The organism is Mycobacterium sp. NGS69, assembly GCF_059812165.1.
This window is the reverse complement of the sequence record NZ_JCALCD010000010.1, coordinates 157,028-177,775: the sequence shown is the minus strand read 5'-3', so window position 1 is coordinate 177,775 and position 20,748 is coordinate 157,028. Positions and strand designations below refer to the sequence as shown.

General features: G+C 66.7%; 21 protein-coding genes. 11 read left to right on the top strand and 10 right to left on the bottom strand.

Annotated elements, in window-relative coordinates:
- On the bottom strand, positions 1-573 hold a 573-nt coding region (locus tag AC5Y2S_RS25720), incomplete at its 3' end, for an aldose epimerase family protein (RefSeq protein ID WP_499959229.1).
- Between the two features lie 112 nt (positions 574-685).
- Here AC5Y2S_RS25720 and AC5Y2S_RS25715 point away from each other — a divergent pair.
- The 4 genes from AC5Y2S_RS25715 (at position 686) to AC5Y2S_RS25700 (ending at position 3,488) form a co-directional block, all read left to right on the top strand.
- Positions 686-1,498, top strand: coding sequence for a DUF1707 SHOCT-like domain-containing protein (locus AC5Y2S_RS25715; RefSeq protein WP_499959228.1), 813 nt, complete (start codon positions 686-688; stop codon positions 1,496-1,498).
- A 21-nt stretch (positions 1,499-1,519) separates the two neighbouring features.
- Positions 1,520-2,374 (top strand): DUF1707 SHOCT-like domain-containing protein, encoded by an 855-nt coding sequence (locus tag AC5Y2S_RS25710; RefSeq protein ID WP_499959227.1) that lies wholly within the window; start codon positions 1,520-1,522, stop codon positions 2,372-2,374.
- 78 nt (positions 2,375-2,452) lie between these two features.
- Positions 2,453-2,695 (top strand): hypothetical protein, encoded by a 243-nt coding sequence (locus tag AC5Y2S_RS25705; RefSeq protein ID WP_499959226.1) that lies wholly within the window; start codon positions 2,453-2,455, stop codon positions 2,693-2,695.
- A gap of 52 nt (positions 2,696-2,747) precedes the next feature.
- Positions 2,748-3,488, top strand: coding sequence for an SDR family NAD(P)-dependent oxidoreductase (locus AC5Y2S_RS25700; RefSeq protein ID WP_499959225.1), 741 nt, complete (start codon positions 2,748-2,750; stop codon positions 3,486-3,488).
- 171 nt (positions 3,489-3,659) lie between these two features.
- On the opposite strand, the gene AC5Y2S_RS25695 is transcribed toward AC5Y2S_RS25700, so the two are convergent.
- From AC5Y2S_RS25695 to AC5Y2S_RS25685, 3 genes are all read right to left on the bottom strand, one after another.
- Positions 3,660-4,553, bottom strand: coding sequence for a helix-turn-helix transcriptional regulator (locus tag AC5Y2S_RS25695; protein WP_499959223.1), 894 nt, complete (start codon positions 4,551-4,553; stop codon positions 3,660-3,662).
- A gap of 127 nt (positions 4,554-4,680) precedes the next feature.
- Complete coding sequence (locus AC5Y2S_RS25690) at positions 4,681-5,487, bottom strand: SDR family oxidoreductase (RefSeq protein WP_499959221.1); 807 nt, start codon at positions 5,485-5,487, stop codon at positions 4,681-4,683.
- 66 nt (positions 5,488-5,553) lie between these two features.
- The gene (locus tag AC5Y2S_RS25685; protein ID WP_499959220.1) at positions 5,554-6,261 is read right to left on the bottom strand and encodes an LLM class flavin-dependent oxidoreductase; all 708 of its coding nucleotides are present in this window, start codon (positions 6,259-6,261) and stop codon (positions 5,554-5,556) included.
- 202 nt (positions 6,262-6,463) lie between these two features.
- Between AC5Y2S_RS25685 and AC5Y2S_RS25680 the strand changes: the two genes are divergently transcribed.
- Positions 6,464-7,246 (top strand): Stf0 family sulfotransferase, encoded by a 783-nt coding sequence (locus AC5Y2S_RS25680; protein WP_499959219.1) that lies wholly within the window; start codon positions 6,464-6,466, stop codon positions 7,244-7,246.
- Here AC5Y2S_RS25680 and AC5Y2S_RS25675 read toward each other — a convergent pair.
- The 3 genes from AC5Y2S_RS25675 to AC5Y2S_RS25665 form a co-directional block, all read right to left on the bottom strand.
- Entirely contained in the window at positions 7,231-7,611 is a 381-nt protein-coding gene (locus AC5Y2S_RS25675) for a DUF4189 domain-containing protein (protein ID WP_499959217.1), read from the bottom strand. The genes AC5Y2S_RS25680 and AC5Y2S_RS25675 overlap by 16 nt on opposite strands.
- Before the next feature lie 81 nt (positions 7,612-7,692).
- Entirely contained in the window at positions 7,693-8,127 is a 435-nt protein-coding gene (locus tag AC5Y2S_RS25670) for a DUF4383 domain-containing protein (protein ID WP_499959215.1), read from the bottom strand.
- Between the two features lie 84 nt (positions 8,128-8,211).
- Entirely contained in the window at positions 8,212-9,768 is a 1,557-nt protein-coding gene (locus AC5Y2S_RS25665; protein ID WP_499959213.1) for a succinic semialdehyde dehydrogenase, read from the bottom strand.
- Between the two features lie 168 nt (positions 9,769-9,936).
- Here AC5Y2S_RS25665 and AC5Y2S_RS25660 point away from each other — a divergent pair, with 168 nt between their 5' ends.
- Positions 9,937-11,373 carry an FAD-binding oxidoreductase gene (locus AC5Y2S_RS25660; RefSeq protein ID WP_499959211.1) on the top strand — a complete coding sequence of 479 codons (1,437 nt, stop codon included), beginning with the start codon at positions 9,937-9,939 and terminating at the stop codon, positions 11,371-11,373.
- On the opposite strand, the gene AC5Y2S_RS25655 is transcribed toward AC5Y2S_RS25660, so the two are convergent.
- From AC5Y2S_RS25655 to AC5Y2S_RS25645, 3 genes are all read right to left on the bottom strand, one after another.
- Positions 11,370-14,156, bottom strand: a complete 2,787-nt coding sequence (locus AC5Y2S_RS25655) for an MMPL/RND family transporter (protein WP_499959210.1) — start codon at positions 14,154-14,156, stop codon at positions 11,370-11,372. The genes AC5Y2S_RS25660 and AC5Y2S_RS25655 overlap by 4 nt on opposite strands.
- Before the next feature lie 35 nt (positions 14,157-14,191).
- The gene (locus AC5Y2S_RS25650) at positions 14,192-14,635 is read right to left on the bottom strand and encodes an MmpS family transport accessory protein (protein ID WP_499959208.1); all 444 of its coding nucleotides are present in this window, start codon (positions 14,633-14,635) and stop codon (positions 14,192-14,194) included.
- A gap of 200 nt (positions 14,636-14,835) precedes the next feature.
- Entirely contained in the window at positions 14,836-15,264 is a 429-nt protein-coding gene (locus tag AC5Y2S_RS25645; protein WP_499959206.1) for a hypothetical protein, read from the bottom strand.
- A gap of 108 nt (positions 15,265-15,372) precedes the next feature.
- Here AC5Y2S_RS25645 and AC5Y2S_RS25640 point away from each other — a divergent pair, with 108 nt between their 5' ends.
- From AC5Y2S_RS25640 to AC5Y2S_RS25620, 5 genes are all read left to right on the top strand, one after another.
- Entirely contained in the window at positions 15,373-15,945 is a 573-nt protein-coding gene (locus AC5Y2S_RS25640; protein WP_499959204.1) for a TetR/AcrR family transcriptional regulator, read from the top strand.
- Positions 15,946-16,071: 126 nt separating this feature from the next.
- The gene (locus tag AC5Y2S_RS25635; protein WP_499959202.1) at positions 16,072-16,974 is read left to right on the top strand and encodes an aldo/keto reductase; all 903 of its coding nucleotides are present in this window, start codon (positions 16,072-16,074) and stop codon (positions 16,972-16,974) included.
- A complete protein-coding gene (locus tag AC5Y2S_RS25630) occupies positions 16,971-17,876 on the top strand; it encodes a pyridoxamine 5'-phosphate oxidase family protein (RefSeq protein WP_499959201.1) in 906 nt (301 codons plus the stop codon). Before AC5Y2S_RS25635 ends, AC5Y2S_RS25630 begins: the two co-directional genes overlap by 4 nt.
- Before the next feature lie 10 nt (positions 17,877-17,886).
- The gene (locus AC5Y2S_RS25625) at positions 17,887-20,418 is read left to right on the top strand and encodes a SpoIIE family protein phosphatase (protein WP_499959199.1); all 2,532 of its coding nucleotides are present in this window, start codon (positions 17,887-17,889) and stop codon (positions 20,416-20,418) included.
- Positions 20,418-20,744 (top strand): STAS domain-containing protein, encoded by a 327-nt coding sequence (locus AC5Y2S_RS25620; RefSeq protein ID WP_499959198.1) that lies wholly within the window; start codon positions 20,418-20,420, stop codon positions 20,742-20,744. Before AC5Y2S_RS25625 ends, AC5Y2S_RS25620 begins: the two co-directional genes overlap by 1 nt.
- Positions 20,745-20,748: the final 4 nt, after the last annotated feature.

Below are 20,748 nucleotides of genomic sequence, written 5' to 3'. Positions count from 1 at the left end.
CACGGTGGTCGTCAGCGTCCCGGGATAGCCCATTTCGCCTGCGGGACTGACATATTCGAGCTTGAGGGCGACGCTGTCGCCACCGTTCTTTGGACTGGCCCGCCACACCTTCGTATCGAACCCCGCGGTGCCGCCATGCAGGCTGTTGCCGTTGTTGTTGGTCGGCACGTGATACTCGTTGCCGTTCAACGTGAACCCCCCCTTGGTGATCCGGTTGCCGTAGCGGCCGACGATCGCACCGAAATAGGTCTTGGCGGATCCCGTGTTGTTCACGTAACCGTCCAGGGTCGGAAAGCCCAGCACCACATTGCCGACGTTTCCGGTGCGATCGGGGACCTCGATGGACTGAATGATGCCGCCGTAGTTCAGGATTCGCACACGCATGCCGCGCCCACTGGTGAGCTCGTAGCGGGTCACCGGGTTGCCGTCCACCTGACCGAACGGCTCGCTGGTGATCGACGGCGGTCGGGCGGGGGTCGAGGCTTCGCCACTGTCCGTGGTGGAGCTGCTACACGCCGCCAAGCCCGCCACACCGGCGATGGCGATCGGTCGAAGTAATCGTCTGCCGCGCATCGGCTCTCCTCACACTCGTACCGAACATAGCGCCAGTAACGCGCGGATCGATTGATCGGAACACTGAGCCTTGCCGGCGTCGACCTGGCACGTCCTCGGTTACGCTCACCTGGTGGCCGGCGGATACATCAGGGCTACCGACAGTGACCGCGACGAGACAGGACGAGTGCTGGACGCGGCGCTCAGCGACGGCCAGCTCTCGATGGAGGAATATCGCCAACGGGTAAGCGCCGCGCGCCGTGCCGCCACTGTCGGCGAGCTCGAGTCGCTCGTGGAAGACCTGCAGATCCACAGCGCCCCTGCCCAGCCCCCGAAGCCGGCCAGTCGACGGGGCATCCTGGTAGCCGGCGTCGCGGTGTTGGCGCTCGCGGGCCTCGGTATCGGTTGGAAAGTGCTCGGCAACACCACTTCGTCGTCGCCATCCGCGCCACCTCCGAGCGCCACCAGCACCGTGGCGGTCACCCCGACCACGCCACCGCCACCACCGCTGCAACTGCAGACCGTCGACGGGCTGACGGGGCTATTGGCGCAAATGCGGAAAGAGATCGGTGACACCATGGGCTACCGGCTGGTGGTCTACGCCGATCACGCGGACCTCGACCGTCCCGACCCACAAGACACGCACGACTCGGTGATTTACCACTACACCGGCAGCGGCTGGGCCAAGCAGGGCGCCAGTGCCATCCCGCCCAGCTCGATCGCCGGTGACCTGAGCAAGTTCAACGTGCCGGAAGTGGTCAATGTAATGCGCGGGGCGCCGCAGGCCGTCCAGGTGCCCGGCGCCAACAACACCTTCTTGATGATCGAATCCGGCAAGGACGGCATCCTCGCCTTGTCGGTCTACGTATTCAGGGACCGCGACGGCGGCTATATCGAGCTCAACGCGGACGGCACCGTCCAGGCGATCAAACCTCTTACCAACTGATCCACCTTCTAGGATCTTCCCGTGGCCACCGCAAACACCCGGGCTACCGACAGCAACCGCGTCGACACCTGCCAGCTGCTCGATCTAGCGCTGAGCGACGGCCAGCTGTCGATGGAGGAGCACCGCCAGCGGGTGAGCGCTGCGACCAACGCCACCACCCTCGGCGAGCTGCAGTCGCTGGTGTCCGACCTGCAGATCCGCCGCGCCCCAGCCCAATTCCCGAACCTGAAATCGCTGGCCGGCCGCCGGGGGGTACGGATCGCCGTGCTCTTGGTGGTGGTGCTACTGGGCGTCGGCATCGCCTGGGGTCTGTACGCCGGCACGCGTGCCTCAACGCAAGATCGCGCCCAGCCGGCCGCCGCCAGCCCGGTGGTAGCCGCGCCGCAGCCACCGCCAACAGCGGCACCCACCGTGGCACCGCCGCAATCCTCGACACCGCCACCGGCGCCAGAACAACTGATGACGGTGGGAGGGCTGTCGAACGTAGTCGCACAAATTCGGACGAAGTTCGGGGACACGATGGGCTACGAGCTGCTTGTCTATCCGGAGCGCGCCGCCATCATTCGTCCCGACTCGGTCAACGCGCACAAGACCGTGGAATTCAGTTACGCGAATGGCCTCTGGGGCGCCAGCAGCAGCGCCAGCAAACCGATGGACACGACCGTTGGCGACATCGGCAAGTTCGACGTCCAGGCCGTCATCAGCGCGCTTCGCGCGGCGCCCCAGACCCTGCATGTCGACGGCGGCCACCCGGACTACATCTCCATTCAAGCTGCCGAAGACGGGACGCTGCGCATCGAGCTCTATGTCACCAACGGTTACACGGGGCGCTACCTCATGGTCAACGCCGACGGCAGCATCCGGCCGGACTTCTGATGGAGCCGACCACTTGTTGGCCAAGGTGTAGCTCGCACGTGACCTTCCCGCGACCGCGACCAAGGAGCCTCAATCTTCGTGACGGTTGTCGCGGTGATCTGTGCGCTCGCAACAGCGACATGCATCGGCTACTACGCCGGCCGGCGAGCCGGCTCGAAGCCGTCGACCTGGAAGATGCGAACGACTCGGATCGCGCTGGGTAAGCAGGCGATGAGCCTGCTCATACTGGTGGCAGTGCGCCGCGCCCGGCGACGTTTCGGGCTGAGAACCGTTGGACCGGTTGACTTCTTGCGGGCTGGGGTGGCGTGGATGCGGCCCTGACGAGGGCGCAATGTAGCCTGTGAAGCCCGTCGGCGCACCAAGAAGGGCCACTATGTCAGCACTGCAAGGCAAGGTCGCGTTCGTCACCGGTGCGTCGTCGGGCCTGGGCGCGGAAACGGCCCGGCTGTTTTCCCGCCAGGGCGCAACGGTTTTCGGCATCGGCCGCGACATCGGGCGCCTGTCCGCGGTATTCAAGGATGTGGAAAGCGGCTCGTATGCCTCGGTCGACGTTGCTTCGGCGCCGGCCTGCAAGGACGCGGTAGAGCAGTGCGTCAAGGAGTTCGGCGGACTGGACGTTCTGGTCAACGTCGCCGGCAAGCACCAGATGCGCCGAACCGAGTCGATGAGCGACGACGACTGGACCCAAGACCTCGCGGTCAACCTGAACGGACCGTTCTACCTCTGCCGGGCCGCGCTGCCCCATCTGCTGGAACGAGGCGGCAACATCGTCAACGTCGGCTCGATCGCCGGCGTCGAGGGCCAGGCGTACTCGGCCGGCTACTGCGCCGCCAAGCACGGGCTGATCGGGCTGACCCGCGCGCTGGCGGTCGAATACACCGCGGATCGCCTGCGCGTCAACGCCGTATGCCCGGGCGGCATGCTCACCCCGCAGATCGAACAGTTCAGCGCGCCGGAGAACCCGAACTACGACCTGATCCTGCGCACGGCCTCACCGCGCGGCATGATGCAGCCCCTCGACGTCGCCAACGTGATCGCGTTCCTCGCCAGCGACGCCGCGGCCGCCGTCCATGGCGCCGTTTACCGCGTCGACAACGGCAAAGGCGCGGGTTAGTACGCCAGGATCAGGGCATGGTTGTGTCCTTTCTTCTGGTGATGCGGCGTTGGCCCCTGCCCACCTCGGCGTGATCGAACGTTTCGACAAGCACGCATGCGGTCGCGCCGCTTGCGGAGCCGCCGTGAATGGTGGATGGGTCCACTGACTGGTACTGCTGAACCGGTTGGGCTATCCGTTGGGTGCTTCGAGCTCGGTCGCCAGCGTCTGTTGGGTGGCCGCCCACGACGCCAGAAGCGCTAAATTGTCAGCCGTCGGCGTGCCCGCGAGTGCGGTGTAGACGTTGAGGTGCAGGCCGGGCTCGGCGGGCAGTTCGAGGGACTCGACGTCCAAATCGAGCTGGCCCACGATCGGATGGTGCACCCGCTTGCGTCCGGACCGGCGCAGCCGCACGTCCTGAGATGCCCACCGCTGCCGGAATAGTTCACTGCACGTTGACAGTTCGCCGATTAGGGCGATCAGCTCCTCGTCGTGCGGATTGCGGCCAGCTTCCATGCGTAGCTTCGCGGCCGTGTCACGGGCAATTTGGTCGTAGTCGACAAAGAAATCTTTGGCCGCCTCGGCAGCTAGGTAGACGAACCGCGCTGTGTTCGCGGGCCGTCGGGGGTCGGCCAGCACCGGTGCATACAGCGCGCGGGCGAGTTGATTCGTGGCGAGCACGTCACATCGTCCGTTTAGGATCCAGGCCGGCGCATCGGAGATGGCGTCGAGCACCTGCTGCAGGGTCGAGCGCACCGTCAGGGCCGGCTTGTGCCGGCGTGGGCCGCTGGGCGCCCCGGATTGGCGTGCGAGGTGGAACAGGTGATCGCGCTCGGCCTCGTCGAGTTGTAAGGCAGAGGCGACCGCGTCGAGGACTCCATCGGAGGCACGGGCCAGGCTGCCGCGCTCCATGCGCACGTAGTAGTCGACTGATACCCCCGCCAGAAGCGCTACCTCCTCGCGACGCAGACCTTTGACCCGACGATTGCCGCCGTAAGCGGGCAGGCCCGCCTGCTTGGGCGTGATGCGGGCGCGACGCGAGCTGAGAAACTCCCGGATATCGGTACGCAGATTCATCGTGGCCATCCCCTCACGGTAAGCGCGTTTCGCGGTGTAAGGGAGGCACTGCGGGAACCCCGACGACCGCGTTGAGACCTGGCGTCCAGGTGTTCTCGAGGGGCCGTCGGCCGCCGGCAAAGCCTCGCGCCGACCCCTAGGGCGTACCCGTTGCGGTCGTCGCGATGCCGCCGTCGACCGGGATGATGGCGCCCGTGAGGTAGGACCCAGCCCGGCTGGCGAGAAACACGGCGATACCCGCCATGTCGTCGTCGCGGCCGAGCCGGCGCAGAGGGGCCGCCGCGGCGATCGTGTCGCCGATGGCATCGAGCGTGGACGCCATCATCTGCGACGGGAATGGTCCCGGTGCTACCGCGTTCACCGTGACGTGCTGTGGGCCCAGCTCTCTGGCAAGCACTCTGGTGAGTTGATGGAGTGCCGCTTTGCTGCTGGCGTATGAGTAATTGGGCGACTGGGCGACGTGGATGGCGGCGATACTGCCGATGTTGATGATCCGTGCGGGATCATCGGCTGTGCCCGCCCTGCGGAGCGCGGGGAGCAACGCCTGCACCAGCCAGAACGGCGACTTGAGGTTGAGGTCGATCACGGTGTCCCAGGCCTCGTCCGGGAACGTCGCTAGCGGCTCGCGCCACATTGCTCCCGCGTTGTTGACGAGGATGTCCAGGCGTTCCGAGGCGACCTTGACAAGATCAGCGAGGCGCTGACACTCGTCGTGCCTGGACAGGTCGGCGGGGATTGCTTGAACGTCACCGAATTCGGACAGTAAATGCTGTGCCTCTGCGCACCTGTCTGCCTTGCGCGAGCTGATGACGACGTGGGCGCCGGCCTGGAGAAGGCCGCGCGCTATCATCATCCCAATGCCGCTGGTGCCGCCAGTGACAACGGCGTACTTCCCACTCAGATCGAAAAGTTCTGTGTGAGTGGCGAATTGGTTGTCCGTCATTGGTCTCCGTCCCTTCTGTCGTGGAAGAATGCGTGCAGAACTACACAGCCGTTCCAGCGAGTCTCGTTACAGCTCCGCAAGCGTGGGTACCAACTGGGCTGCACGCTCGGTGAATTCCAGCGGATGACGGTCCGGTATGACATTGAGGTGCGAAATGCCGAGCGCCGCGTACCGCCGGGCGTCGGTGAGAAACTGTGCGGTGTTCTCGAGTACCTGTCCGAAGTTTAGATAAATGGCCGTCTTCCGAATGGCCTTGTAGTCTCGACCCTCGGCCTCGCAGTGCGCTCGCAGCACCGCCAGTTTATGGGCGATTTCGTCGACGTCCGTCGCGATCAGGTTGCACGCGTCGGCGTAGCGCGCAACCAACAGCAAGGTCTTGCGTTCCCCATTGCCGCCCAGCAGGATTGGTGGTCGAGATCCCGTCAAAGATGCCGGATTGCAAAGCGTTTCGTCGAGCTGGTAGTGGCTACCCCGGTATGGCCCGTTATTGTCGCTCCACATCTGCAGACAAATCTGCAGGGTCTCCTCCAGCCGTTCAAATCGCTCCTTCACCGATACGACCGGCACCCCGAGCCCACGTTGTTCGCGGTCGTGCCAGGAGGCTCCGAGTCCCTCAGCGGGGGCGACGTGCTCCGTCTGAAAGAAATGATCGACAACGCTGAACTCCGCAAACCCGTGCTCTTCAGCGAGTTCGGCCGTCGCCGCGAGGGTTGTGGCGATCATGGCTACATCGGGAGGCTCTGAAAAGTTCAAATAATGCAACCCCAGATCCATTACTTCTCCTCTGTGTAGCTGGGAGCCGACCCAACCAGGTTGACAGGCGTTTTAGATGTCCGGGAGATCCTGGTGATACAGGGACTGTGAGAGCCACCCTTTGGGCCAACTCAATCCGTTACAAGCACACCGGCGATTCGGCAAACGGGGGCCAGTCCCGGCCAACGGCACCTACGCTGCAATGACACGCCCGAGGAGGTATATGCGACCCGCGACCTATCTCATCGCCTCAACCCCCCGTTCGGGTAGTTCGCTGCTGGCCGCCGGCCTCGTCGCGACGGGAGTCGCCGGGCGGCCCGAAGAGTACTTCGCGGCGGACCATATCGCGGCCTACAAGGAAGATCTGGGGCTGCCGACGGACTGCTCGTGGGCCGAATACCTTACGAGGGTCATGGCGTTCGCGGCGACGGACAACGGCGTTTGGGGCGCCAAGATTCACTGGCGCGACGTCGTCTCGCTGGCGCAAGCGCTGGAGCACGGTGCAGACCCGGCCGCCGTTCTCGAGACGCTCTTTCCCACAGCGGTTTTCGTCAACATCATCCGCGCCGATCGGCGCGCACAGGCCATATCGCTGTTCCGCGCCGAGACCACCGGTGAATGGTTTCGTTCGCCCGGCCCGTCGGAGAAAGAACGCCCGTGGGGGCTGTATCTGGGCCGGCCGAGGCCCGACCGCCCCGCGCTGGATCTCACCGGCGCGACGCCGACGCGCGAGCAGATCGCCGAGATCGAACGCGGCCTCGCGGCCGAACAGGCGGCCTGGACCAACTACTTCACCACTCGGAGCCCCAAAGTTCTGACGGTCAGGTACGAGGAGCTCGACGCGGACTATCGCGGGGAGATTGCGCGTGTCCTAAAGTTTCTCGGCGCGGATCCCGCACAGGCCGGCAGCATTCCCACACCCCCGCTCGAGCGTCAGTCCGACCACATCAACGAACACTGGCGGCGACGAATCGAGGACGAGGGCCGCGGCTACCCGGTGCAGTGAACCTCGGCGACGCGGCCCGACGAGACCTTGGCCAGGGCGGCCGTCTGAGCGGCCGCCGCGGTCGAGCCCCAGTCGGCGCCCCAGCCGCCGGGGCCGAGAGCCAAAGCGGTGCAACCGTTTCGGGCCCATGACGCGACGGTGCAGCCCGTGCCGTGCCGCTGGCAGTTGCCCAGCGCGATGTGGGTGGCCTCCTCCATGGTGCTGGCGTTGTTGGCCCAGCCCGTCCAGCCGGTGACGGGGGAGTAGGCGATGACGGCGTAGCGGTCGACGGCGGCCGCCTGCGCGGCGGGCGACGCCACGAACGCGGCGCCGAAGAAGGCGAAGGCGGTTAAGGCGATCAGGGCGTAGATGCGGTGGCGTGTCATTGCGGAACCTCGTGAGTCGTTTTGGTGGACGAACTCACCATCCAAGGCGCCGCTTGGGGGATCCTCAAAAGATCCTTGGCGTTAGCGCGCCTTCCGCAGGTCGGCGAGCGAGTTGCGCAATCCACCGTCCAACCGGATCTGCACGGCGGCCACCGCGAGCATCACCGCCGCCGTCACCAAGTGCACCACCGCATCGGTGGTGTTGTTGGGGAAGGTGAAGACGAACGCGACCTGATGCGAGAAGAAGGCCCAAATGCCCGGCAGCGCACCGGCAATCGCAGCGGCGATCAGGTACAGCACGGCCCACGACTTGCGGAGCGCGAACACCAGGCCCGGGCCGAACAACGCCAGCCCGGCGACGGCATGCCAGCCGTTGTAGTCCATTCCTAGCAGTTGAACCGTTGGCGCACCCGGCCCGGTCGCGAAGCTGGGCTCCATGATGAACCCGACCACCGCCTGGATGACGTGCAGAACACAGATGATCAGCAGCCCGATCTGGGCAAGACTCCACCTCACATTGCACCTCCTTGTGCATGGTGGGATAGCCCAGATACTACGCTCGGTAGTAGATCCTGGCAACGACTCCGCGAGACCCCGGAGTCACTTCCGCCCGGGGAGCTTCATCATCGTGCGCACGACGGGCACCAGCGACTTCTGCCATAGCGTCGACGGAATGCCAAGGGGCGGATCGAGATTGAACACGCGCGCGGCCGCGATCGTCTGCGATTCGGTGTATTTCAGCAGGCCCTCGGCACCGTGGCGGCGGCCGACGCCCGACTGCCCCATCCCGCCCATCGGCGCGCCCAGGCTGCCCCACGCGAACGCGTAACCCTCGTCGACGTTGACCGTCCCCGACCGCAACCGGGCGGCGATCTCCTCGCCCTCGGCGGTGGACCCGGCCCACACGCTGGCGTTGAGCCCGTACTCGGTGTCGTTGGCCTTCTCGACGGCCTCGTCCACGTCGGCGACGGGGTAGATGGACACCAGCGGCCCGAACGTCTCGTTGGCCGCACACTCCATCTCCGGCGTGACGTCGGTGAGCACCGTCGGCTCGTAGAACAGCGGCCCGATGTCGGGGCGGGCCTTGCCGCCGGCAATCACCTTGGCGCCCTTTGCCTTCGCGTCGTCCACGTGGTCGGTCACGGTGTCCAGCTGGCTCGCTGAGATCAAGCTGCCCATGTCGACCGAGAAGTCATAGGCGCTGCCGAGCTTCATGTTTCGCACTTCCGCGCCGAACTTGCTGGTGAACTCGTCGGCGACGTCCTTTTCGACGTAGATCCGCTCGATGGAGATGCACAGCTGGCCCGCGTTGGAAAAGCACGCGCGGGTGGCCGCCTTGGCGGCCTTGTCCAGGTTGGCGCCCCGCGTGACGATCATCGCGTTCTTGCCACCGAGTTCGGCCGAGAACCCGATGAGCCGACGGCCCGCATGCTCGGCGAGCTGCCTGCCGGTGGCCGTCGAGCCGGTGAACATCAGGTAGTCGCAGTTCTCGATGATCGCGGTGCCGACCACCGAGCCCGGACCGGGCACGATCGCGTACAGCGCCTGGGGCAGGCCGGCTTGGTACAACAGCTCGGCGCACGCCAGTGCGCAGTACGGCGTCTGGCTGTCGGGCTTGAGCACGACCGCGTTGCCCGCCACCAGCGCGGGCACCGAGTCGGACGCGGTGAGCGTCATCGGGTAGTTCCACGGCGAGATGACGCCGACCACGCCCTTGGGTTGGTAGACAACCGTCGTCTTGCCGACCGCCGGGAGCAGCGCCTGCACCCTGCGCGGCTTCAGCAGGCCGGCGGCCACGTTCACGTAATAGTTCGCGTTCGCCATCAGGTCGACGATTTCCTCCTGCGCCGCCCATCGGGCCTTGCCCGCCTCGGCCTGCAGGAGGTCCATCAGGAACTGGCGGTTCTCGACGACCAGGTCGCGATAGCGGCGGATGACATCCACCCGCTCGGCGACCGGCCGCTTCGCCCAGTCGACCTGCGCGGCGCGGGCCTCGGCGAACGCGGCCTCGACGTCGGCGGCGGTGCCGATCGGGATCGTGGTCAGCGGTTTTCCGGTGAAAACTTCGTCGATCGTCTTGGTCTCGCGAGCGGTGATGTCCTTGATCGCGACCAGCTGGCGCAAACGGTCGAAGACCTCGGCTGACGGTGCGGGCATATCAGTACCTCCCCAAGAAGCGCAGGCGCCCAAACCACCAGCCTATGCCTGGCGGCCCCGGGTCGGTAACGGTTGGGGCACGGTCCGGTCGCCCCGCGGCACGTCATGCGGCACCTCGCCCTCGGTAATCGAGAATGCGGGACATGACGCAATCGCGGGAGGCCGACGATGGCGCGTGAGATCTCCCGCCAGGCGTTCCTGCGCGGGGCCGCCGGGGCGTTGGCCGCCGGCGCGGTATTGGGCCCGGCGCGCGCCGCCGCGGCCCCCAGTAATCCGTCCGGCTGGGACGGCCTCACCACCGCGATCGGCGGGAAGGTCGTCCTGCCGAAAGATCCCCAATTCGCCGGCGCGAAGCAGGTTTTCAACACCAACTACAACGGGTCCACGCCGGCGGCGATCGTCACCCCGACATCGGCGGCGGACGTGCAAAAGGCGATGGCCTTCGCCGCCGCCAACAACCTCAAGGTCGCCCCGCGCAGCGGCGGGCACTCCTACATCGGCGCGTCGACGGCGAACGGCGCCATGGTGTTCGACCTGCGTCAGCTGCCCGGCGGAATCAATTACGACGCCTCCACCGGTCAGGTCACCGTGACGCCCGCGACCAGTTTGTACGCGGTCCATGAGGCCCTGGCCGCGGCCGGCCGGGGCATCCCGACGGGTACCTGCCCGTCGGTGGGCGCCGCGGGGCACGCCCTGGGCGGGGGCCTGGGCGCCCAGTCGCGGCACGCGGGCCTGCTCTGCGACCAGCTGACGGCGGCGTCGGTGGTGCTACCAGGGGGTCAGGCCGTCACCGCGTCCGCGGCCAGTAACCCCGACCTGTTCTGGGCGCTGCGCGGCGGCGGGGGCGGCAACTTCGGCGTGACCACCTCGCTGACCTTCGCCACGTTCCCCACCCGCGACGTCGACGTCGTGAATCTCAACTTCCCGCCGCAGGCGTTCGCGCAGGTCCTCCTCGGGTGGCAGAACTGGCTGCGCACCGCCGACCAAAGCATGTGGGCGTTGGCCGACAACACCGTCGACGGGTTCGGCACACATCCCCGGATAATGGCGACCTGCCCGGCCGGATCGGGAAACAGCGTCGCGGCCGCGATCACCAAAGCCGTTGGGGTACAACCGACCGGAACCGACAACCACACGTTCAACTACATGGACCTGGTGCGCTACTTGGCCGTCGGCAACCTCAACCCGTCGCCGCTGGGATACGTCGGCGGATCCGACGTCTTCACGGCGATGACGCCGGCCGCCGCGCAGGGGATCGCCTCGGCGGTCGAAGCGTTTCCGCGTGGCGCCGGCCGCATGCTGGCGATCATGCATGCGCTCGACGGCGCGCTCGCCACGGTGGCTCCGGGGGCGACGGCCTTCCCGTGGCGCCGGCAGGCGTCGCTGGTGCAGTGGTACGTCGAAACGGGCGACCCGGCGGCGGCGACGAGCTGGCTCGCCACGGCACACCAAGCGGTGCAACCGTATTCGGTGGGCGGCTACGTGAACTACATCGAGGCGAACCAGCCGGCGTCGCGCTACTTCGGCCCGAACCTGTCCCGGCTCAGCGCCGTGCGGCAGAAGTACGACCCGGGCCGGGTCATGTTCTCGGGGCTCAATTTCTAGCCGACGGCGACGCGCTCCCGCAGCGGACGCGAACGCACCAGCGTCGGCCACCAGAACCACGGCCCGAGGATGCGCAGGATGCACGGCACGACGAACGACCGCACGATCAACGTGTCGAGCAGCAACCCGATGCAGACGGTGGAACCCACCTGGCCGACGGTGCGCAGATCGCTGGTGAGCATCGCCAGCATGGTGAACGCGAAAACCAAACCGGCGGAAGTCACTACACCACCGGTGCTGCCGAGCGCGCGGATCAGCCCGGTGTGGATTCCGGCGTGCAGCTCCTCTTTGACCCGGAGGATCAACAGCAGGTTGTAGTCCGAACCCACCGCCACCAGGATGATGAACGTCAGCGGCAACACCAGCCAGTGCAGCGGCAGGCCGATGAGGTGCTGCCAGACGAGGATGGAAAGCCCGAACGCCCCGGCATAGGAGAAGGCCACCGTGCCGGGGATGACAATCGCCGCCATCAGGCTTCTCGTGAGGAACAGCATGATCAAGAAGATCAGCACGAAGGCGGCGATCGCCACGATCAAAAGATCGGACGCGGCGTATTGCTTGATGTCCTTGTTCGTCGAGCCGGAACCGCCGATGTAGACCTTCGCGCCGGCCAGCGAGGTCTCCTTGAGGGCAACGGTTATCGCGTTGGGGAACTGCTCGACATGCTGCACGCCTTCCGGACCGTTGGCGTCGCCCTCGTGGGTGACGATGATCCGGGCGGCCTGGCCGTCGGGTGACATCAGCAGCTGCATGCCGGTCTTGACGTCCTCGTTGTCGAAACCCTCGTGCGGGATGTAGAAGAAGTCGTCGCTGCGGGCCTGGTCGAAGTCGAGCCCCACATTGATCTGGTCATCGAACGTCTGATTGGTCTGGGTGGTCTGCAGAGCCGACTGGCCGTAGGTGCTGACCAAAAGATTGGCCAGGGCCTCCGAGTCGTCCGCCGTGAGCTTCAGCTGCACGATGATCTGCGGCACGATCTTGTCCATCTCCTCGAGGGAGGCCTTGGCGTCGTTGATGTCAGCGGCCAGATGGTCGATGTTGTCTAGCGTGTCGAACAACGACCTGAACGCCCAGCACATGGGGATGTCGAAACAGTGCCGCTCCCAATAGAAGTAGCTCTTGATCGGTCGGAAGAAGTCGTCGAAGTTCGAGATTTCCTGATTCATCTCGTCGGTGACCCGTTGCAGATCCTCGACGGTGAGGACCGTCTTGTGCAGCTCGTCCGACAGGTTCTGGAAATAGTCGATCTCTTTGCGCGTGACCTCGACGGTGTGCTGCGTGATCTGCGCCTGCTGGTTGGTATTGGCGTTCTGCTGCTGGTTGAACGGCAGCTGCTGGCCGCTCCCGCTGCCCTGGGTGGTGAAGAGGTAAGGGATCGTGGCGTGTTCCAAAGCCCGGCCCATCGGCCGGGTGATGCTTTGCACCATCGCGACGCCGGGCAGGCGTTCGAGCGCCTTGGCCGCGCGGTCCAATGAGATGAAGTCACCCGAGTTCCGCATGTCGTGATCCGACTCGATCATCAGCATCTCGGAGAACAGCTTGCTCTTCGGGAAATGCCGATCCGCCGCCTGGAAGCCCAAATTGGCGGGCGCGTTGCGCGGCTGATACTGACGGTCGTCGTAGTTCTGCCGGTACGTCGGCACGAAGATTGCGCCGAGCAGCACGGCAGCGGCGCTGGCGAACAGGATCGGCACCGGCCACCGGACCACGCTCGCCCCGATCCGCCGATACAGGTGCGCCTTGGCCTTGCTCTTCGGGTCGAACAGCCCGAACAGGCTGCCCAGCGTCAAGAAGGCGGGCCCGAGCGTCAGCGCCGCCGCGATGGTGAACAGCATGGAGATGGCGACGGCCGGGCCCATCGTGTGGAAGTAGTTGAGCCGCGCGAACGTCAGGCAGTAACACGCCCCCGCGATCGTCAGCCCCGAGCCCAGGATGACCGGCGTGACGCTCTTGTACGCGGTGTAGAACGCCTCCTCCCGGCTTTCGCCGTCGTGCCGCGCCTCGTGATAGCGGCCCATCAGGAAGATGCCGTAGTCCGTCCCGGCCCCCAGGGTGAGCGCGACGACGATGTTCACGGCGAACGACGAGAGTTCGATGTACCCGAGATGCCCGAGGGTTGCGATGACCCCCTTCGCGACCAGCATCTCGAACAGCACCCCGGCGAGCGGCACGAACAAAGTGACGATGGAGCGGTACACCAGCAGCAGCATCCCGATGATGAGGAAGATCGTCACGATCGTGATGTCGTTCAAGCTCGAATTCGCAATCGCCACCGTGTCCGAGGCGAGCGGGGCCGCGCCGCTGACGTAGACCTTGAGCCCTGCCGGGGGCTTGTCCTTCGCGACGATGTCCCGAACGGCGGCAACGGATTCGTTCGCTTGCATCTGGCCGATATCGCCGGCGAGGCGCAACAGCACGTAGGCGCACTTGCCGCCGAGGCTCTGCGCGCCGGCCGCCGTGATCGGCTTACCCCAGAGGTCCATGGCGTACTGCACGTGTTTGGGGTCTTGCTTGAACCGGCGCATCAAGTCGTCGTAGTACTGATGGTCCGCGTCGCCGAGCGGCCGGTTGGCTTCCAGCACGATCATGGCCAGGCTGGTCGAATTGGACTCGCGGAACTTCGCGCCGATGGACAGCAGCGCCCGCTGGGACGGCGCGTAGTGCGGGACGACCGGCCCCGCGAGCTCTTCCGCGACCCGCTCCACCTGGGGCATGAAGGTGTTCGTCGACACGGCGAGCAGACCCCAGAAGGCGATGATCGGGATCGCAAGAGCGCGAACCATTCTGGGGACGAAGGGGCGCTTCGTCCGCGGCTCGCTCATGCGGATTTCACCAGGCAATAGACGTGCGCATCCTGATTGGTATCGGACTGTTCAGCGCGGACAACGCCATTCACCCGCAGTCGACAGCCGACTTGACCGCCACGAACCTGCGCCGAGATGCTGCCGGACACCACGGTGAGCGTCGTCGCCTCCGTGTGCGACCACGGCAAGGTCGTGAGATCAACCCGGTGCGGATGCCCGTTGATGTCCACCCAGACGAGCATCCCGCCTTCCCCGACGGAGCCGAACAGTTCGTACGTGAGCCGTTTGATGCTGAACTCCGGCGGTGCCGCCGGCTGATTGACGGTGATGACGGGCGGGGGCTCCGAGAACTGGTGCACCTTCCACATGGCCACCCCGCCGACACCGAGCGCGATGACGGCAACCAACGGCAACCAGACGCGCGCCAACACCCGCCTGCCCACCGGACGAGGGCTCATTCGATCACCTCTCGGAACTCGCTCGGGCCATCGTCTTCTCCCCCCGGCCCCACCCCTAGGCCAACTGCAAATAGTAGACGGTCATGTACCCAATTGACAGATGATCGTGCAAGAGTAGCGACCTTGCGGCCTGAACGCGACCGTAACGACCTGCGGGCACACCCACCGGTCGCTCACGGCAACACATGCCTCTAGGTGCTTCAGGACATCTTTTGCAGACGCCGCTTCAACCTTGCGCTGCGCAGGACTTGAGTCGTGAGATTTATGGACGCCAATATCGGAAACAACCCGAGAAACGTCCGCTCGGAGGGCGTCGCTCCGTGCAAGTGGTAGAGACTGCCGAACACGTAAAAGCAGCCCAGCGAGAACAAGGCGCCTGGGATGGCTAGCGTCAGCACCGAGCTGCGAGCGGCAAGGAGTTGCTTCGCGTAATCCAGCTCGTCCTGCGACATGGGTTCGCGCTTGCGCACCTTGCGCGTAACCGTTTTGGCGCTGCCGATTTCGTCGCTCAGCGGGGGAGGCGGCCGATCCTCCAGCCGTTTGACATGGACCGCCGCAATGGCGGCAAATACGAGCGCGAGCCCGAGCGCGAGCAGCGTCAGGAAACCGAACAGTCCCGAAGTCACCATCTCGCTCCTTCCCTCCCGGCGGTCGAAGGCCGCTCCAGACGCTACGCCACCCGCCCCGCGCGTACCGGCCGATCAAAGATAGCCGACCGGTCGGCTACTATTGTCGCCATGCCGCGCCCGCCGAACCCTGAGGTGCGCCGCCGCCTGCTCGCGGCGGGCCTGGAACTCGTGCATGCGCGCGGATTCGCCGCCAGCGGAGTCAAGGACATCACCGACGCAGCGGGTGTCCCGAAGGGTTCGTTCTATGCGTATTTCCCGAGCAAGGAGGCATTTGCCGCGGCGATCCTCGAGCATCACTGGGAAGACGTCGAGGCGCGGCTGCTGCCGATCCTGGGCGCGGACGGGCCGCCGCAGGAGCGAATCACTCGCTTCTTCCACGCGCTGGCCGACGAGCATGAGGCCGGCGACTTCGTGTTGGGCTGCCTGGTCGGCAACCTGTCGCTCGAACTCGGCGGGTCCAGCGAGCCGGTGCGCAAGGAGCTCGTGAGCATTCTCGACCGCTGGGGCGCGGCCCTCGGTCAGTGCCTGCGCTCCGGCGATCGCGGCGACCTCGAAGCGGGGGACCTGGCCTTTCGGCTGATCGAGGCGTGGGAGGGCGCGGCCCTGCGCGGGAAAGTCACCCGCAGCCGCGTCCCCTACGACCGGTTCGAGGCGGTCACCGTCCCGGCGCTGCTGCACTGATCTGGCGTCCTCGGGAATGCGCTCACCAGGACGCTTGTTAGATAGACGACTGGTCATTTATATTACGAGCCCAGGAGGCCGACCGCCATGACGTCAGACCAGAAGCTAAGCCAGCACAGATTCTCGTTGAACGACGGGAGCGGCGCGATTCCGGCGCTCGGCTTCGGCACGTCGCTTTCCGACCGCAGCGAGACGCGAAACGCGGTCAAGGCCGCGGTCGAGATCGGGTTCCGCCACCTCGACGCGGCCGAGCGGTACCGCAACGAAGCGGACGTCGGCGCGGCGCTCCAAGAGTTGTTCGCCGCCGGGACCGTGCGTCGTGACGAACTGTTCGTCACCACCAAGCTGTGGAACAACAACCACCGGCCCGAAAGGGTCAAGCCCGCGCTGCAGGCCAGCCTGGACAGGCTCGGCCTGGAGACGGTCGATCTGTACCTGGTGCACACGCCGTTCGCGTTCCGGCCCGGCGACGACCAAGACCCCCGCGACCCGCACGGAGCGGTCGTCTACGACCACGGCGTCACGTTGGAGGAAACCTGGGCCGCGATGGAAGCCCTTGTGGACGAGGAGCTTTCGCGGGCGATAGGTCTGTCCGACATCGACGCGGCGGGCGCCCGCAAGATCGTCGAAACCGCCCGAATCAAGCCGGCGGTCGTGGAGGTCGAGTCGCACCCGTATCACCCGCAATGGGAACTCCACGAGTTGTGCAAGGAGCACGGGATCGTCCTGCTGGCCTTCGCCTCGCTGGGGCACGCGCTGGAACCGCGATTGCTCGACGACCCGCTCATCGTCTCGATCGCTCGGCGCGTCGGAAAGACCCCCGCGCAAGTGCTTTTGGCGTGGGGCATCCAGCGCGGCTCGGCCGTCCTCACCTCGTCCGTCAACCCGGCACGCATCGCCGAGAACTTCGACGTCAGCGCGCTTCCCGAGAGCGCGATCCGGGAGATCAACGAAAGCCTCGAAACTCGATACCGGTTCAATTCCGTTGTCGACGCCGGACAACCGGGGTTTGCCGAGGTGCCGCGGTGACATCAAGCGTCGGTTTCCACAGCGGCGAGTTGGCCGTCCAACGACAAGCCGGCGTCGAGGCGGAGGCCGCGCGGCTCGCGGCGATGGTCGGCCGCGGGCAACTACGCGCCGGCATGGCCGCGTTCCTCTCCGAGGCGCCGTTCGCGGCCATCGCCGCGCGGGACGGGTCCGGACGGCTTTGGACCTCACCACTATTGGGACCACCCGGCTTTCTGGCGGCCGCTTCGCCGGCCACCCTGCAGATCCGCACGGAGCTGCCGAGCGCCGATCCGCTGCACGGCTTAGCTTCAGGGCAGCCGGTGGGCGTCATCGCCATGAACTTCCTGACCCGCAGGCGCGCTCGCATCAACGGTGTCCTCAGCTCGACCGATGCCGGCGCGCTGACCGTCGACGTGGACCAGGCGTACGGCAACTGCCCGCAATACATCAACCAGCGCCGCGTTCGGGTCGACGGGGCGCCCGGCGACAACCGGGCCCGGCTGTACTCCGGAAAGACGTTGCGATCGGAGGACATTCGGCTCATCGAGGCGGCCGACACATTCTTTTTGGGTACCACCCACGCCACGGCCGGCAGTGACGCCTCGCACCGCGGGGGCCCGCAGGGGTTCGTCCGCGTTGCCGACGGGCGACTGTGGTGGCCCGACTACCCGGGCAACAACCTGTTCAACAGCTTCGGAAACCTGGCCGCCGACCCGTCGGCGGGCCTGCTGTTCGTCGACTTCGGCGCCGGGATCACGCTCCAGCTCTCCGGCAGCGCGACCGTCTGCTGGGACGACCCGGACGCGGCGGGCACCGGTCGCCGCGTGCAATTCACTCCGGAGTGGGTAATCACCACAGCGATACCCGCCCTCGGTGGGGCCGACCGCCGAGCCGCTAACGGAAAACCGGAATTAGACAATTAGATTTGTACCTATGCGGGACAACGACCGAGACGACCCGCGGTCCCAGCTCAACGAGATGACGACGGCTCGCGACCAGATGGAACAACTGGTGCGGGTCATCGTCGAGGTCGGCTCCGACCTGGATCTGGATTCGACGTTGCATCGGATCGTCGATGGGGCGATGCAGCTGACCGACGCCCGGTACGCGGCGCTGGGCATGCGGGCGCCCGACGGCACCCTGGCATCGTTCGTCCAGAGGGGAATCGATGCCGGCGAGGCCCGGCGGCTCGGCGACCTGTCGGTGGGCGAGGGCCTGCGCGTCGATGACCTGAGCACCCATCCGCAGGCGGCCGCGCTGCAGGCGCACGACCCGCCGCTGCGGGCGCTGCTCGGCATACCGATCACCGTGCGGGCGGCCGACTTCGGCAGCCTCTACCTGGCCGACGACCGGCCGGGCCGGGCGTTCACCGACTTCCAGGAGGCGGCCGTACGCGCGTTGGCCACGGCGGCGGCGGCCGCGATCGACAACGCGCGACTGTTCGAGCGAGAACGCGAATCTTCGAAATGGACCAAGGCCAGCCGGGAGATCACGACCGCGCTGCTGTCCGGTGACCCGCAGATGGGGCCGTTGCAGCTCATCGTCAACCGGGCGCTGGAGTTGGCTGACGCCGAACAGGCGATCTTGTTGGTTCCCCGGGAGCCCGATCTGCCCGCCGATGAGGTCGACACCCTGGTCGTGGCCGCCACGGCCGGCCGGTACGCCTCAGAGGTGATCGGCCGGCAGGTCCCCATGGACGCCTCCACCACGGGCGGCGTCGCGCGTCGCGGCCTCCCGCTGATCACCGATTCTTTCCAGTACCCAATCGAGGGGTTCACCGATGTCGGTGAACGCTCGGCGATCGTTATCCCGCTGATCGCAGACGGCAGGGTGCTCGGGGTGATTGCCGTCGCGCGCCAGCCGCAGCAGCAGGCGTTCGGCAGCGACTACCTCGAGCTCGTCAGCGACTTCGCCAGGCACGCCGCCATCGCCCTGGCGCTGGCCGCGGGCCGCGAACACGCGCTCAACCAGGAACTCGCCCAAGCCGACACCGTCGAGGACGCGGTGCACGCCGCGGCCGAGGAACTGCGCCGGCTGTGGCGGGCGCGCCGCGTCCTCGCCGTTACCTTCCCGACTCACGGGTCCGCCACCGAATCCGCCTCTGGTGAACCGTGGGTGGAATCGGTCGGCGAGCCCGCGCGGTGGGCCGACCTGCCGTCGGAGACCCGGCAGATGCTCAGCTCGTTGCGCGACGGCGACCTGCTGAGCCCCAACGCATCCGAGCGCGGCACGGCGGGGATCGCGCTGCAGCACCCCGACGGGGTGCTGGTCGTCCGGATCGACCTGGCCGAGCGACGGCCGTTCACCCTCGAGGACCAGACGCTGCTGACGGTGCTGGCGGGCCGCCTCGGCCAGGGCCTGCAACGCGTGCACCAGGTCGACCAGCAGCGCGAAACGGCCCTCGCGCTCCAACACGCGATCCTCGGCCCCGCCGACCTCCCGCACGGGTTCGCGGTTCGCTATGAGGCCGCCAGCCGCCCCCTGCAGGTGGGCGGCGACTGGTACGACGTCTTCGACCTGGACGACGGGCGCATCGCGCTGATCGTCGGGGACTGCGTCGGTCATGGCCTGGCCGCCGCCACCGTGATGGGGCAGGTGCGCAGCGCCTGCCGCGCGCTGCTGTTCGAGAACCCCAGCCCCAGCGCCGCCCTGGCGGGCCTGGACCGCTTCGCCGCGCGACTGCCCGGCGCCCAGTGCGCCACCGCCGTGTGTGCGGTGCTCAACCCCGACACCGGCGAACTGGTCTACTCGAGTGCCGGGCACCCGCCGCCCGTCCTGGTCGACGCCGACGGCAGCACCCGAATGCTTGACGATGGCCACACCATCGCGCTGGGAGTGCGAGCCGACTGGCCGCGCCCCGAAGCACGCGTGACCATCCCGCCGCGCGCGACGTTGCTGCTCTATACCGATGGGCTGGTCGAACGTCGCCGACGTCTGCTGCAGCAAGGCATTTCGCGCGCCGCCGAGCTCGTGCGGGAGGGCCGCGATTCCACACTGGAGGATCTGGCCAACCAGATCATGTCCGGATTGGCGCCGAGCGACGGCTATCAGGACGACGTTGTCCTCCTGCTCTACCGTCATCCGGCCCCGCTGGAGTTGGAGTTTCCCGCCGACGTCAGCCAGCTCGCCCCGACGCGTACCGCACTGCGCCGGTGGTTGACCCGGGCCAGGCTCGACGCGGATCAGACGATGAACGTGCTCGTCGCCGCCGGCGAAGCCGTCGCCAACGCCATCGAGCACGGTCACCGCCACAGCCCGGGCGGCATGATCAGCCTGGGCGCCACCATTTTGGTTGACCAGGTACGCCTGACCATCACCGACACCGGCTCCTGGAAAACTCCGCAGCCGGCCGCCTCAACGAATCGCGGGCGCGGCATCGCTTTGATGCGGGGGCTCATGGAAGACGTCACCATCAACCCCGAGGCCGCCGGCACCACGGTTCACCTATGCGCGAGGATCACCTGATGGCCACGTCGCTCACCCTCGACACCGCGCGCCGCCAGGACGGGCAGCTCGTGCTGACCGCGACGGGGGAGATCGACCTGAGCAACATCGACGCATTCAACCAAGCGCTCAGCAGCGCCACCGCCGAGGCCGATAGCAACGGCGGCATGTTCACCGTCGACCTCAGCGCGGTGGAGTATCTGGACAGCTCCGCCATCAACGCCCTATTCGCCCGGGCCGGCCACATCGACGTCATCGCCCACCCCCTGGTGATGCCCGTCCTCACCGTGAGCGGCATCACGGAGCTCGTCACCGTCGAACCCGCGCCGCCGGCAGTCGAACGCTGACGCG

Excerpts from the sequence above, each read along its gene's own strand:
- AC5Y2S_RS25700 (WP_499959225.1), top strand. The coding sequence starts at position 2,748 with ATGTCAGCACTGCAAGGCAAGGTCGCGTTCGTCACCGGTGCGTCGTCG.
- AC5Y2S_RS25695 (WP_499959223.1), bottom strand. The coding sequence starts at position 4,553 with ATGGCCACGATGAATCTGCGTACCGATATCCGGGAGTTTCTCAGCTCG.
- AC5Y2S_RS25690 (WP_499959221.1), bottom strand. The coding sequence starts at position 5,487 with ATGACGGACAACCAATTCGCCACTCACACAGAACTTTTCGATCTGAGT.
- AC5Y2S_RS25685 (WP_499959220.1), bottom strand. The coding sequence starts at position 6,261 with ATGGATCTGGGGTTGCATTATTTGAACTTTTCAGAGCCTCCCGATGTA.
- AC5Y2S_RS25680 (WP_499959219.1), top strand. The coding sequence starts at position 6,464 with ATGCGACCCGCGACCTATCTCATCGCCTCAACCCCCCGTTCGGGTAGT.
- AC5Y2S_RS25675 (WP_499959217.1), bottom strand. The coding sequence starts at position 7,611 with ATGACACGCCACCGCATCTACGCCCTGATCGCCTTAACCGCCTTCGCC.
- AC5Y2S_RS25665 (WP_499959213.1), bottom strand. The coding sequence starts at position 9,768 with ATGCCCGCACCGTCAGCCGAGGTCTTCGACCGTTTGCGCCAGCTGGTC.
- AC5Y2S_RS25660 (WP_499959211.1), top strand. The coding sequence starts at position 9,937 with ATGGCGCGTGAGATCTCCCGCCAGGCGTTCCTGCGCGGGGCCGCCGGG.
- AC5Y2S_RS25655 (WP_499959210.1), bottom strand. The coding sequence starts at position 14,156 with ATGGTTCGCGCTCTTGCGATCCCGATCATCGCCTTCTGGGGTCTGCTC.
- AC5Y2S_RS25650 (WP_499959208.1), bottom strand. The coding sequence starts at position 14,635 with ATGAGCCCTCGTCCGGTGGGCAGGCGGGTGTTGGCGCGCGTCTGGTTG.
- AC5Y2S_RS25645 (WP_499959206.1), bottom strand. The coding sequence starts at position 15,264 with ATGGTGACTTCGGGACTGTTCGGTTTCCTGACGCTGCTCGCGCTCGGG.
- AC5Y2S_RS25640 (WP_499959204.1), top strand. The coding sequence starts at position 15,373 with ATGCCGCGCCCGCCGAACCCTGAGGTGCGCCGCCGCCTGCTCGCGGCG.
- AC5Y2S_RS25625 (WP_499959199.1), top strand. The coding sequence starts at position 17,887 with ATGCGGGACAACGACCGAGACGACCCGCGGTCCCAGCTCAACGAGATG.
- AC5Y2S_RS25620 (WP_499959198.1), top strand. The coding sequence starts at position 20,418 with ATGGCCACGTCGCTCACCCTCGACACCGCGCGCCGCCAGGACGGGCAG.